Below are 12950 nucleotides of genomic sequence, written 5' to 3' on the forward strand. Positions count from 1 at the left end.
TTATCATTTATCATATTTATCGAAATTAACAGCTCTTACTTGTTTAGATAACAAAAAATCATTGGATTTGGTATCAAATTAAATCTTCATTGGAAGTATGAATAATTCAGGTTATAGTTTAAAATTGTTGCCTTAATTGAACCTTTCGTATAAAATAATCATCTGCATAATTTATTTTTATAAAAAAGAAGGGATTCGATGACGTCAAAAATCCATGTTGAAAACAAGCCTCCATATGTCATGTTGGCTGTTTTATTTGTTGGTGCATTTGTCTCATTTTTAAATAACTCATTATTAAACGTTGCTCTGCCTTCGATGATGGAAGACTTAAGAGTAGACTACGCAACCATTCAGTGGCTTGCCACTGGATATATGTTAGTTAGCGGGATATTAATTCCGGCTTCTGCCTTTCTGATTATCCGTTTTACAAACAGACAGCTATTTATTGCCGCAATGGCGATATTTACTTTGGGTACGGCAATGGCTGCTTTCGCCCCGAATTTTTCCATCTTGCTGGCAGGCAGAATGGTTCAGGCGGCAGGATCTTCTGTGATGGGTCCATTATTAATGAACGTCATGCTGGTCAGCTTTCCTCCCCACAAACGCGGAACAGCGATGGGTGTTTTCGGGCTGGTCATGATTACTGCTCCTGCCATTGGACCGACATTATCCGGTTATATTGTTGAGTACTATCATTGGCGTTTTCTATTTGAAATGATTTTGCCGCTTGCTGTCATTTCCCTCGTTTTGGCAATTTGGAAATCAGAAAATGTAATGGAATCGAATAAAAATGCAACGATGGATTATTGGTCGGTTGTTTTATCAACAATTGGGTTTGGGGGATTATTATACGGAGTAAGTATGGCCGGGGGCCTGGGCTGGACCAGCCCCCTCGTCCTCATTCCTTTATTGGCCGGCGGAATAGCAGTAATTTTATTTATTATCCGGCAGCTGAATTTGCAATTGCCGGTATTGGATTTGCGTACCTTCCATTATCCGATGTTCACGCTGGCTTTTATTATCGCCGTTATTAATGTGATGGCGATGTTTTCCGGAATGATCTTAACCCCTGTCTATATTCAAGAAGTAAGGGGAATCTCACCCCTTCACTCCGGGCTAATGTTATTGCCGGGCGCCATTGTGATGGGGATTATGTCACCTATAACCGGGAGGCTATTCGACAGATACGGTCCAAAGGCTTTAAGTATTAGCGGATTAGCCATTACGGCGGTAGCAACTTATTTATTGTCCCATCTGCAGCAGGATTCTTCTTATGCTTACATTATTTTTATTTATACGCTTCGTATGTTTGGCATGTCAATGGTATCCATGCCAATTATAACAAACGGCTTAAATGAATTGCCGAAGGAGCTATATCCTCATGGAACCGCGGTAAATAATACGGCACAGCAAGTTGCAGGGGCCATCGGTACAGCTATTTTTGTAACAATCATGAATAAAGTTGCACTGTCGGAGGGAGCACGCTTAATAGGAAAAACGGACCCACAAGCGGTGTCTGAAGCTGTGAAAACATCAATTGAGCAACAGTCCTTGCTTGCTGGAATTCAATATTCATTTTTTATCGCCTTCATCGTCAACATCGTTGCACTCGTTTTAGCTTTCTTCGTTAAACGGGTGGATACAGGCCATAAGCCGATTCAGAAGGCAAAAACGATTCATAAAAAAGTAAAACAGGTACCAAATTAATAATAAGCCTCGACTCTTAAAAAAGTCGAGGCTCTTCCTTTGTCTTGCCTAATCAAACTTCCTCTAACACTTCTACTGCCCGCATCGGATCATATGGGGAAAGATCGATTTCTGTTTTTCGGTCCATAACTATTTCAGCTGCTAATTTGCCAATATATGGTCCCATTGTTAAACCATATGGACCCGTTCCCGCAGCAATAAGCAAATTAGAATACGGACCTAGCCCTCCAAGCAACGGCAGTCCATCAGAAGCCATCGGCCTGAAGCCAATTCGGATTTCATGTAAAGTTCCTTCTTTTAATCCGGGAGCCATACTTAACGCTTCGGAAATAACTTCCTGGACACCGCCGACTGTCACCCGATAATCAAATCCAGAATTAGTTTCCCTTGTCGCCCCAGCAACAACCCGATGATCATCAAAGGCAAGCAAGTAATAATCATTATCCGGCAAAATAATTGGCCAATTAGATGTGTCTTGCTCGTCTAATTTTATATGAATGATTTGCCCCCGTTGCGGCTCAATCATAAGTTTCATTCCCAGTTTATGGATAATGTCCGGCGCCCATGCACCGGCAGCAACGACGACAATATCAGCATAGATCTTCTCCCTATTCACAATGACACCTTTTACATTGCCATTTTCCAAAAGCAAAGCTGCATTTCCATTCTTTAAGATGACGCCATATTCCTGTCCGGCCCGTTCCAGCGCACCCCGCAGCAGGTTTCCATCCACCCGATATCCGGAAGAAACATAGACAGCATGTAAATCCGGATGCAATAACGGGAATAAATTTCGCGCTTCCCTGTAGCTTAGACGTACTACGTCCCCAATTTCCGGTATTTCCTTTCTTCTGGATTCCAGTAATTTCTGTTTTTTCGCCTGCTGTTCCATATCAGGGCTTACTAATAAAGCTCCTGCTTTTTTAAAGCCGACGTCCGTCTCTCCAAGATCCTTTAGCTCTGTGATTAGCGTTGAATAATATAATGTTCCCGCTTTAGCGATGGCAAACCAATCATTGCCTCTTGTTTTATCCCACGGAAAGACGATTCCCGCACCTGCATTCGTCGCTCTGCCTTCCCGTCCATCATCGACGATTACTACTTCCGCTCCTTTTTTAGCCAAGTGATATGCTATACTCGCACCTACGATTCCGCTGCCAATTACGGCAATTTTCATCTATCCACCTCCATAAAAATAGACCGGAGAGCGTTTATTTCTATAAGTCCTATCAACAAAAGTGAAAACAATTAATTGAAGCGCTGAAACCGCATGACTAAATTTTATTAATATTTCTTCAATTAATTTTACTAAATCCTATGTGAAATAAAAAGATATATGAATTGACTTTAGGAATAATAAACAATCATACTGCCTAAAGCTCCAGCCATACAAGATGAAGAAGTATACTACTGGATAAATTTTACCTTATATTAGCAACAATAAATAAGCGGCAGGAAGCTAACAGGCGTCTCATCATTTTATTTTCTTTTGCCGTGAATCACTTTCATAAAGTGAATTACTTGTTTTGTCTGTTCATACAACAGTTCTTCAGCGCGATCCATACATTCTTCTAAAGTGAGCGGTTTGTTTATAATGGAAAAGCAGCCGGCAAATTTTTTGCGCAAACGGTCTATATTCCCAGACAAGCTCCCGGAAATTAATACAGCTGGCACATGATATTTGTTGGATAAATCTGCAACAAATCCAGGGGCTTTTCCATACAACGTTTGTTCATCGCTTTGCCCTTCTCCAGTAATGACCAAATCTGCCTCTTTTATTGCCTGTTCTAAGTTTAGCGTGTTGGCAACGAGTTCTGCTCCCGAGATAAGACTTGCTCCTAATGCTAAAAAGGCAAAACCAAGGCCGCCAGCAGCACCCGCACCTGGTATTTCTTTTAATTCTTGATTCATTTCAGCCTCAATTAAACTGCCAAATTTATCCAAAGCGTTATCGTAACGAATCGTTTGCTCTTTTGTTGCACCTTTTTGCGGTCCGAACACTCTGCTCGCACCTCTTTCTCCACAGAGAGGATTGTCCACGTCACACGCCACTTTAAACTCCAGTGATGTTAAATTTTGGTGAAGTTCGGTGAAGCTTATTTTGGCAACCTTTAACAAGTCGGAACCAAATGGCCCTACCTCTCTTCCATTTTCGTCCCAAGCTTTCAATCCTAGTGCCATCAGCATACCGAGCCCTCCATCATTTGTCGCGCTGCCGCCTAAACAGATAATGAATGATGTACAGCCTTTTTCCACTGCATCCAGCAGTACTTCCCCAATTCCATAGGAAGTAGTTAGATCTGGATTCCTCTTTTCCAGCGGAACTTGAGGAAGTCCGGCAATGTTTGCACCTTCAATAATGGCCGTTTTCCCTTTTACAATCCCGTAAGATGACTGAATATAATCGCCCAAAGGGCCCATGCACCGTACAGTGACCTTTTCTCCATTTAAGGATGTTAATAAGGATTCTAACGTTCCCTCCCCGCCGTCTGCCATCGGCTTTAACTCAACATGACAATTCGGGAACACGGACAGAACCGCATCCTTCATTACAGTTGCAGCATTAATTGACGTGAGACTCCCTTTGAATGAATCTGGCGCGATAATGATATTCATTTTTAATGCTCCTTTTTATTTAATTCTTTTCTTGAACTTCATTTTGGTGTCTCTTATTTGCAAGATTATTTACCTTCTTAAAAAAATATTTTACCAAAAAATATTACGAATCATCCCAATTATTAATTTTAAACCTTTAAATATTTAAACGTCTCCCAACTTAACGCATAAGAATAATTTTTTCCTGTCCGCACATCCTAAATCTACTTCCTGATAAGTATTAGTCACTTTGAATGACTCTTAATGAGGAGCTATGATGGAAAATAGAGCCTATAAAGGTTCAAATAAAATGATTATCGGTATCGTTTTTGGAGTTATTACGTTCTGGCTATTTGCTCAGGCGATGGTAAATATTGTACCTGCCGTACAAGGTGATTTAGGTGTGGAGCTGAGCCATTAAACATTGCTATTAGCCTCACTTCCCTCTTTTCTGGACTATTTATCGTCGTAGCGGGAGGGTTGGCAGATCGGATTGGCAGGAAAAAAATAACGTACCTCGGATTAATATTAAGCATTGTCGGCTCATTATTGCTCGTGTTGGCACAGGGGGCAGTTCTCCTAATCATCGGCCGGGTTTTACAAGGATTATCCGCCGCATGTATTATGCCTGCGACGATTGCATTAATTAAAGCATATTTTGAAGACGCAGATAGGCAGCGGGCATTAAGTTACTGGTCCATCGGTTCCTGGGGCGGTTCCGGTGTCACCTCATTTGCGGGCGGCGCTATCGCTACGTATATGGGATGGAGATGGATCTTTATATTTTCCATTATTTTTGCGCTGCTTGCCATGTGGTTAATACGGGATGTGCCAGAGAGCAGAGCAGAACAAAAGTGGCGGTCTGGCTATTTTTATCGTAACGATGGTTGCAATTAATGTCCTCGTTACACAAGGTGAGGATTTAGGATGGACAAGCCTTATTTCTCTAGGTCTTGCAGCTATTGCCATCATCGGGATTATCGTATTTGTTCGGTATGAAATAAAACGGAAAACGAGCCCGCTTATTGACTTTAAATTGTTTAAAAACAAACCGTATACCGGAGCGACAATTTCCAATTTCCTGCTAAACGCGGTAGCAGGTACTTTGATTGTTGCCAATACGTACGTCCAGGTCGGGCGAGGATTTACATCTTTCCAAGCTGGAATGCTGTCCATCGGTTATTTGGTTGCGGTCCTTGCCATGATACGGGTAGGGGAAAAAATTATGCAGCGTGTCGGGGCACGGAATCCGATGATTTGGGGTACGATTATTACACTAATCGGGGTATCCATCATGGCATTAACCTTTTTGCCCGATTTTCTTTACACAATTGTTGTTTTCGTCGGTTTTATTCTGTTCGGCTTAGGTCTGGGGATGTACGCAACTCCATCTACGGATACGGCTGTTGCCGCTGCACCGGACCATAAAGTTGGAGAAGCATCCGGTATTTACAAAATGGCCAGTTCCTTAGGCAATGCCTTTGGGGTGGCGATTTCAGCAGCCGTATTTTATGGAAATAAGGATGTTCGTATTGAAGAAAGAGACGTTAAGCCAGTAAATGATAATGATGTAAAAGTGAGAGTAAGCTGGTCCGGAATTTGCGGAACCGACTTACATGAATATGAAATTGGTCCATTGCTTGTGCAAGTAGATAAGCCGCATCCAATGACTGGCGAACAAGCACCGCTTGTATTAGGACATGAATTTTCTGGTGTAGTAGAAGAAGTAGGCAAAAACGTTACGAAATTCAAAAAAGGCGACCGGGTAGTCGTAAACCCTGTTGTTACTTCCGGCAAACATGCACCAGAAGTAGACCGCTATTATGAGTTCTATTCTGCAGGACTTCATACTGACGGTTCTTTTGCAGAATACTTTGTAGCGAATGAAGACAACGTCGTTCCAGTTCCTGACAACTTACCGCTGGATAAAGCAGCATTAGTTGAGCCGCTGTCCGTTGCTGCTCAAGCTGTAAAAGAAGCTGAAGTAAAAGAAGGAGATTCTGTCGCTGTATTTGGTGCTGGCCCAATCGGTCTTTTCGTTATCGTAGCAGCAAAAGCAGCTGGAGCAAAAGACATTCTAGCCTTTGATTTATCCGATGAACGCCTGGAAAAAGCTAAACAAGTCGGAGCTACAGAAGTCTTAAATACAAAAGATAAAGATGCGGTTGCATTCATTAAAGAAAGATTCCCTGAAGGTGTTGACGCATCCCTTGAAGTTGCCGGGGTTAAACCAACCTTCGACTCTGCCATTAATTCTACAAAACCAAAAGGCAATGTTGTCGTTGTTGCCATTCATGCACGCAACTTTGAATTTAACCCAATCGTATTAATGACTTCCGGAGTAAAATTATCTTCTTCCATGGGTTACGAACATGAAACATTTAAAAAATCTATCGATATTCTGTTAGATGAAAATGTAAATGTTGAACCGATTATGACGAAGAAAATTCAGCTGGATGACCTTGTAGAAGAGGGATTCCATAGTTTATCCGGGGACTTGTCTCAAGCGAAAATTCTTGTAGAAATCGGCGGAGAAAAATAATAAATAACATAAAACAAGCGGAGCAGGCTGCTGCTCCGCTTTTCATATATATTAAACTCCTGATGGCTCCGTTTCTTCTGCTGTCTCTTCTTCGATGTCCTCTTCCATTTTCACAATATCGATGGTGACAATAGCTTCGTCATCCTCGTGATGGAATGTCAAATTGTGATAATTACCTTTAATATCCGCAACTTTCAACGTATCGCCGATTTCCAAATCAGCAATGTCGATCTCAATTTCATTCGGAATATCACTTGCTTTAGCGGTAATATCCAGTTCGTGAAGTATTTGCTGTACGATTCCTCCGTCTTTCTCGCCTTTTGATGTACCATTCAGAACTACTGCGACTTTTGCATCAATTTCCGTTTCTTTATCCACTTGCAGAAGCCCGACATGCAGCAATTTTCCGCTTATCGGGTGAACCTGATATTCTTTTAGGAAAACATCTTTTTTCTCGCCGTCAAGATCGAGGGTGAAAATCCCGTTCCTGCCGACAGTCCGCATTACTTTCATTAAATCTGTGTTTCCGATTGAAATAGATTCGGTATCAATATTCTTCCCGTACACAACAGCAGGAATTTTTCCGCTATTTCTTAATTTGTTCAGTACAGATTTGCGAAAATCTATCCTTTTCTGAGCTACAAGCGTATTCATTTAGCCTCCACCTTTCATTTTATAAAATTTTTAGCGAAGAACTATTTAAATTCGCTTATAGTTCTAGTATAATAAAAGTTTTGCAATGTTTCAAACGGACTGATAGATGATGGAGAATCACTGCTGCGAAGAATATTCATACACCAGATTAAATATCCATTCTTATACCTTTCCAATCTCTTCGTCCTATGCTTTTATTTTCCTGTTCTCGACTAGATTTTTATGATAGACACAAAGCCCACAATCAAATATATTGGAAGCAAAGTACCATTGAATATATTTACTAGAAATGGAGGGGGAAATATTGAAATACACAATTGAGCCAATCGCTTTTGTAAAAAATAGCCGGAAAGAGATTCTCGATGATAACTGGGGAAACGTTATTTCTACAATTGAACTGGCAGATGACATAAAGGAAACTGCAGTTGACGGCATTGAAGAATTTTCCCATTTGGAAATCATTTACTACTTTCATAAAGTGGCGGATGAAAAAAACAATATGACTCCAGGCATCCGCGCAACAACCCTGCCTTTCCAAAGGTAGGAATCTTTGCGCAGCGAGGGAAAAACCGTCCAAATAAACTAGGTGCAACGATCGTAGAGCTTGTTGGTGCCAAAGGAAAAACATTGACGGTCAAAGGTCTCGATGCCATCGATGGAACCCCTGTTATCGACATTAAACCGGTTATGAAGGAATTTCTTCCGCGAACGGAAGTAAAGCAGCCAAATTGGGCGGAGACTATCATGAAAAATTATTGGAATTAAAAAGAGACGTCAATTTGGTACGTCTCTTTTCTCTTTGCATATTTGCCATCTTAACTTATGCCCTTCCTTGCCGGTTTGCTCCATATTTAATTTTTCCAGCACTTTCATTGACGGGTAATTATCTTCACGGCATTCAGCAATTACTGTTGCAACCTCGTCAGAGGAAAAAGCCCATGCAATGATTTCTTTCACCGCTTCGGTTGCATAACCTTTATTTCGTGCTGATGATTTTATCCCATACCCGATTTCCACCGTCTTTTCCATATTTGGTTTTCCTTTAAAGCCAATATCCCCAATAACTGTATTTGTATCTTTGTCAATGACAAACCAGACGCCCCATCCTAGCAAGGTCGGATCTGACTTTAATTCCGCCAAGTACATTTTAATATGGGGCCCTAGCTCATAATTGTTTAGCGCTGCTGCAGCTGCGGATTCCTCAGTACAAGGAATAAGTTTTAGCCTTTCTGTTTGTAATTCCATTCCCCTTCCCCTTTACGAACTTACGGACTTATTTCCTTTCTGGCAGCTGACGACGAAGACTTTCCTTCAGCATGTTCATATATTCTACAACTAATTTTGGATGCAATTCCGGCAGCATATGGGCAACTTTTGGAATCCGAAAGTATTTTGCATGGGGGACTTCTTTTTTGAAACGTTCCGCTTGTTCAATGGTCCCGAATGGATCCTCTTCCCCTACAGCCAACAATACCGGGACGGATATTTCACGATACTTCCCGCTTATCTTTTTCGATGCTCCCGGAAAAGCCAGTACATCTTCCCGGTTTGCCCGGAATTGGCCCGGACGGAACATCAGCGCATACACCGCCTCTATATACTCTGACGGAGCTTTTTCCGGCGCGAAGGTAGATTCCGTCATGGACCAGGCGAGCTTTTTCCCTAATGGTGTTTTTAACAGTGTATGCAATATCATGGAACCAATTATTGGCATAGTGATGATTTTAGATAAAGGATCTCCATATTCCGCAGGATATCCTTCCTTATACATAGCAGCACCTAAAAGAACTACTCCCGCTGTTTTATCCGGATACTTCAATGTATATGAAAGTGCCATCGTTCCGCTCCATGAATGGGCAACAAGCAAAATCGGCTTTTTCACTCCAATTTTTTCCAAAGCCTCATTTACTGCTTCTGCCTGATCAAATGGAGTAATCTTCTCTTTCGGTCTTTCGCTATACCCATATCCCGGCCGGTCGAAGGCAATAGCATGATATCCTTCTTTAGATGCTTCTTCAATAACATCTTTAAAATCATAACTGGATAATATCCCGCCATGGAGAAAAACAGCCGGCTGCCCTTCTCCTGCAGACAAATAATGGATTCTCCCGAAGGATGTATCGACAAATTTTCCTTTTGGCGGATAAGAAGCCTCAGCAATTTTTATTTGCTGCTGATTATACACAATTAACCCGATAATAATAATGAAAAACATGAATAATATTACCAAGAACATTTAACACTCCCCCTGATTTCAGGAATATGAAACAAAAGATTATTTAAACAATGTTTCAACGTGTTTTGTCAGAACTTGGTGCATCATTTCATTTGTCGGTCGGTTCTTGTCCATTATCCGGTGAAGGGCGAGCCCGTCAACTAAGGCGTATAGTCTCTCTGTCTCGATTTCTATATCTATATTGTCTTTTAATAATTGATGGCAGTCCAAAAAGCACAATGCATTTTCAATACCTTCCCGAATCCCGTCATCCAGCAACTCTTCGTTGCCAAGAAAATAATTCGTAAAATGAAGCCAGACTTCCATATCTGCTCTTGATTCTTCATCCATCGGCAATAGCTGTTCCAGAAAAGAAATAAATTTTTCCTTTGGCGGCAAGTCACTGGCAACGATTTTTTCTATCCTTTTCAACACCCTTTCCTTTACAAGATTCATTGCAAACATATAAAGCTCTTCCTGGGTAGAAAAGTAATGCCGCAATGCACCCAATGACAATTGGGCTTCCTTTGCAATGTTTCTCACCGTCGCTCCTTTCATTCCCTGTTTTAAAATCACTTGCCATGTCGCTTCCGCAATCATTTCTTTTCTTTTTTCATGATCTACAATTTTTGGCATAATTTTATTTTAGCATATTTCATAATACAGTTGTATTAAATAAAAGTTCGTGGTATATTTTAATACGGTTGTATTAAATAAAAGTTTCAATAATTGTTTTGGGGAGGATTTTCGGTGAAATGAATTGGATTATCGGCGTTATCATTGCTTGCGAAATCGGTTTTTGGGTCTTTGTTATGTTAGGACTCTTTTCCAGATACATTTTAAGAAAAAAAACACTCGGCCTTTTTTTCTTGGCGATGACACCCGCTGTCGATCTCGTCCTTCTGATTGTCTCAGGAATTGACTTGTATCACGGTGCCCATGCTACTTTTGCCCACGCTTTGGCCGCCGTTTACATTGGAGTTTCGGTAGCTTTCGGAAAGCAGATGATTCGCTGGGCAGATGAAAAATTTCAAACCCACGTATTAAAACAACAAGTACAGCGAAAGAAATTATACGGCTTGGAATATGCAAAAATTGAATTTAAAGGCTGGTCACGGCATTTGCTAGCTTACTTGATTGGAGCCGGGTTAATCGGATTAACCGTAGTTTTCATCCATGATTTGGAAAGAACAGCAGCAATGCTAAGAGTATTAGCAACGTGGACTGCTGTTCTCATCATCGATTTAATCATCTCTGTATCTTATTTTATATTCCCTAAAACGGAAAAATAACGAATCTTAGGCATAAAAAATGAGCCAATTATTTTTGGCTCATTTTTCCGTAAATTTAATATTAAGCTAAGATTATTTCGGCCGTTCTAAGGAAAAGGTTTCTCCAATCTTGGCATAGCTGGACCCAGCAAGGCGGCTGACGGGGAGAAGCTTGCTTTGATTGATTTTCCCCTCATCATATATATCTTTATCGATGGAAAAATGGACAACTCTGCCAATGATAAAATCTGTACTGATTTCTCCATCTCCCCCCAATTCCAAAGCATGTTCTAATCTACATTCCAAACGGACCTTCGCTTCCTTAATTCCAGGGACAGAAATTTTTTTGCTTGAAACAAGCGTTAGATTAGCTTTTTCAATCTCGCTTTCATCTGGCGGCAAGGAAGCTGCAGTAAGATTGATGGCCTCTACATTCGCTTCATCAACAACATGAACAACAAATTCATTTTGACGGAGGATATTGCGGGCAGTATCCTTCATGTGTCCCTCTTTACGTTGTATCGCCAGTGAAATCATCGGCGGCTTGGAAGAGACAATGTTAAAATAGCTAAATGGCGCTCCATTAATTGTTCCGTCCTCAGCCTTGCTTGTTACAAAAGCAATGGGCCTTGGAATAATTGTACCGATTAATAGTTTATAGTTCTCTCTCTCCGTATTTGCTTTCGGATCGAAGGATAGCAAGAAAATACCTCCTTAGTCCAATTCCCTGACTTTAATCGGAATCAGCATTTCGTTTAATCGTTCCCGATACATTTCATATTGGGACGGAAGCATCAGATTTCGGCCCATCGTTTCGTAAGATTCATCATGGGCAAATCCAGGAGGGTCTGTGGCAATTTCAAAGAGAATTTCCCCGTATTCCCGGAAGTATATCGCATTAAAATAGTTCCGATCCCGTACCGCCGTTACATGGTAACCTTTTTCGATAAGGTATTGCTGCCAATCCAGCTGATCTTCATCATCTTTAGCCCGCCAAGCAATATGGTGTACCGTTCCTACTCCCATGTGGCCCCGTTCCATCGGCGTTTTCTTGATATCTATCGTATTGCCAATATCAGCAGAAGATTGAAAACGGATATACTCTTCATCTTCATCCATTTTGTCGAGTCCCATGACGTCCTGAACAGCTTCCATTGTCTTTTCCGGATTTGTTGATAATAAAACTGCACCTCCAAATCCTTTTATTGCCACTTCCGGTGTCACTTCGCCAAAGGTCCAGTTGTTTTGTTCTCCCTCTGCCCTTTCTACAAGCTCCAATTGTAGTCCGTGGACATCTTCAAATTGCAGGTATGTTTCCCCAAAACGCTCTGCCTTAGTAAAAGGAATATCGAATTTTTCCAATCGTTTCTCCCAATATGGCATTTTTCCGGGAGGGATGACATATGTCGTAATCCCGACTTGTCCGCCGCCGATTTTCCCTTTATAAGCATCTGCCCACGGGAAAAAGGTAATAATTGTACCCGGCTTGCCGCTGTCATTGCCAAAATAAAAATGATATGTTCCCGGATCATCAAAGTTCACTGTTTTCTTTACTAAACGAAGCCCAAGAACTCCGGCATAAAAATCAATATTTTCCTGCGGATGGCCGACAATGGCTGTAATATGATGGATTCCCGCTGTCTTTTTCATGTTAAGTCTCCCCTTCTATTATTAAAACCTGAATTATTCATAGAAAACTTTTGATAAATTTTGAATGCCTATCTATCAAGCATTTCAACCGAATTGATCATGCATCAAATAAATGAAAAAAGAATCCATTTCTGTTAAAGTTAAATCACCACAAAATAACCACAGAAAGGATTCTTATAATGGCTACTTTACCGCAATTAACTTTAGATTTCAATCGTCAAATTAAATTGTCAAGTGATGGGGGTTCTCTTTCTTCTGATACAGGTGAATTTATCTTTAGGGAATTCGATGAGAAAATCGGATTCTCTAAAACCTT

At 41.0% G+C, this 12950-nt stretch carries 11 protein-coding genes and 3 pseudogenes; 6 read left to right on the forward strand and 8 right to left on the reverse strand.

Features of this window, described 5'->3' with window-relative positions; all coding sequences use genetic code 11:
- Positions 1–198 precede the first annotated feature (198 nt).
- Complete coding sequence (locus tag IEV18_RS15085; RefSeq protein ID WP_188393219.1) at positions 199–1707, forward strand: MDR family MFS transporter; 1509 nt, start codon at positions 199–201, stop codon at positions 1705–1707.
- Positions 1708–1759: 52 nt separating this feature from the next.
- Here IEV18_RS15085 and IEV18_RS15090 read toward each other — a convergent pair whose 3' ends face one another.
- Complete coding sequence (locus tag IEV18_RS15090; RefSeq protein WP_188393220.1) at positions 1760–2884, reverse strand: NAD(P)/FAD-dependent oxidoreductase; 1125 nt, start codon at positions 2882–2884, stop codon at positions 1760–1762.
- A 302-nt stretch (positions 2885–3186) separates the two neighbouring features.
- On the reverse strand, positions 3187–4323 hold the full coding sequence (locus tag IEV18_RS15095; protein WP_188393221.1) for a glycerate kinase: 1137 nt from the start codon (positions 4321–4323) through the stop codon (positions 3187–3189).
- Between the two features lie 256 nt (positions 4324–4579).
- On the opposite strand from IEV18_RS15095, the pseudogene IEV18_RS15100 reads away from it, so the two are divergent.
- Both IEV18_RS15100 and IEV18_RS15105 read left to right on the forward strand, forming a co-directional pair.
- Positions 4580–5812 (forward strand): annotated as a pseudogene (locus IEV18_RS15100) (MFS transporter); the annotation flags it as partial.
- Positions 5789–6844: a 2,3-butanediol dehydrogenase gene (locus IEV18_RS15105; protein ID WP_373281947.1), complete on the forward strand. Its 1056-nt coding sequence runs from the start codon at positions 5789–5791 to the stop codon at positions 6842–6844. The pseudogene IEV18_RS15100 and the gene IEV18_RS15105, both read left to right, overlap by 24 nt.
- Positions 6845–6895: 51 nt before the next feature.
- Here the strand turns inward: IEV18_RS15105 and IEV18_RS15110 are convergent, their stop codons facing one another.
- Positions 6896–7498 carry a 50S ribosomal protein L25/general stress protein Ctc gene (locus IEV18_RS15110; protein ID WP_188393222.1) on the reverse strand — a complete coding sequence of 201 codons (603 nt, stop codon included), beginning with the start codon at positions 7496–7498 and terminating at the stop codon, positions 6896–6898.
- A 289-nt stretch (positions 7499–7787) separates the two neighbouring features.
- Between IEV18_RS15110 and IEV18_RS15115 the strand changes: the two are divergent.
- Positions 7788–8263: pseudogene (locus tag IEV18_RS15115) on the forward strand (SAM-dependent methyltransferase).
- 9 nt (positions 8264–8272) lie between these two features.
- Here IEV18_RS15115 and IEV18_RS15120 read toward each other — a convergent pair.
- Genes IEV18_RS15120 through IEV18_RS15130 form a run of 3 tightly spaced genes read right to left on the reverse strand, consistent with a single transcriptional unit; the run spans position 8273 to position 10349 of the window.
- Positions 8273–8743, reverse strand: coding sequence for a GNAT family N-acetyltransferase (locus tag IEV18_RS15120; protein ID WP_188393223.1), 471 nt, complete (start codon positions 8741–8743; stop codon positions 8273–8275).
- A gap of 28 nt (positions 8744–8771) precedes the next feature.
- Complete coding sequence (locus IEV18_RS15125; RefSeq protein WP_188393224.1) at positions 8772–9734, reverse strand: alpha/beta fold hydrolase; 963 nt, start codon at positions 9732–9734, stop codon at positions 8772–8774.
- A gap of 39 nt (positions 9735–9773) precedes the next feature.
- Entirely contained in the window at positions 9774–10349 is a 576-nt protein-coding gene (locus IEV18_RS15130; protein ID WP_188393225.1) for a TetR/AcrR family transcriptional regulator, read from the reverse strand.
- A gap of 119 nt (positions 10350–10468) precedes the next feature.
- On the opposite strand from IEV18_RS15130, the gene IEV18_RS15135 reads away from it, so the two are divergent.
- Positions 10469–11005 (forward strand): hypothetical protein, encoded by a 537-nt coding sequence (locus IEV18_RS15135; protein WP_188393226.1) that lies wholly within the window; start codon positions 10469–10471, stop codon positions 11003–11005.
- Between the two features lie 72 nt (positions 11006–11077).
- Here IEV18_RS15135 and IEV18_RS15140 read toward each other — a convergent pair whose 3' ends face one another.
- Both IEV18_RS15140 and IEV18_RS15145 read right to left on the reverse strand, forming a co-directional pair.
- Positions 11078–11686, reverse strand: coding sequence for a flavin reductase family protein (locus IEV18_RS15140; RefSeq protein ID WP_188393227.1), 609 nt, complete (start codon positions 11684–11686; stop codon positions 11078–11080).
- A 12-nt stretch (positions 11687–11698) separates the two neighbouring features.
- Positions 11699–12634 carry a ring-cleaving dioxygenase gene (locus IEV18_RS15145; protein ID WP_188393228.1) on the reverse strand — a complete coding sequence of 312 codons (936 nt, stop codon included), beginning with the start codon at positions 12632–12634 and terminating at the stop codon, positions 11699–11701.
- Between the two features lie 179 nt (positions 12635–12813).
- Here IEV18_RS15145 and IEV18_RS15150 point away from each other — a divergent pair.
- Positions 12814–12950, forward strand: a pseudogene (locus IEV18_RS15150) (IS1380 family transposase); the annotation flags it as partial.

Source organism: Compostibacillus humi, from assembly GCF_014637175.1.
Lineage (GTDB): Bacteria > Bacillota > Bacilli > Bacillales > Amphibacillaceae > Oceanobacillus > Oceanobacillus humi.

Excerpts from the sequence above, each read along its gene's own strand:
- IEV18_RS15085 (WP_188393219.1), top strand. The coding sequence starts at position 199 with ATGACGTCAAAAATCCATGTTGAAAACAAGCCTCCATATGTCATGTTG.
- IEV18_RS15090 (WP_188393220.1), bottom strand. The coding sequence starts at position 2,884 with ATGAAAATTGCCGTAATTGGCAGCGGAATCGTAGGTGCGAGTATAGCA.
- IEV18_RS15095 (WP_188393221.1), bottom strand. The coding sequence starts at position 4,323 with ATGAATATCATTATCGCGCCAGATTCATTCAAAGGGAGTCTCACGTCA.
- IEV18_RS15110 (WP_188393222.1), bottom strand. The coding sequence starts at position 7,498 with ATGAATACGCTTGTAGCTCAGAAAAGGATAGATTTTCGCAAATCTGTA.
- IEV18_RS15120 (WP_188393223.1), bottom strand. The coding sequence starts at position 8,743 with ATGGAATTACAAACAGAAAGGCTAAAACTTATTCCTTGTACTGAGGAA.
- IEV18_RS15125 (WP_188393224.1), bottom strand. The coding sequence starts at position 9,734 with ATGTTCTTGGTAATATTATTCATGTTTTTCATTATTATTATCGGGTTA.
- IEV18_RS15130 (WP_188393225.1), bottom strand. The coding sequence starts at position 10,349 with ATGCCAAAAATTGTAGATCATGAAAAAAGAAAAGAAATGATTGCGGAA.
- IEV18_RS15135 (WP_188393226.1), top strand. The coding sequence starts at position 10,469 with ATGAATTGGATTATCGGCGTTATCATTGCTTGCGAAATCGGTTTTTGG.
- IEV18_RS15145 (WP_188393228.1), bottom strand. The coding sequence starts at position 12,634 with ATGAAAAAGACAGCGGGAATCCATCATATTACAGCCATTGTCGGCCAT.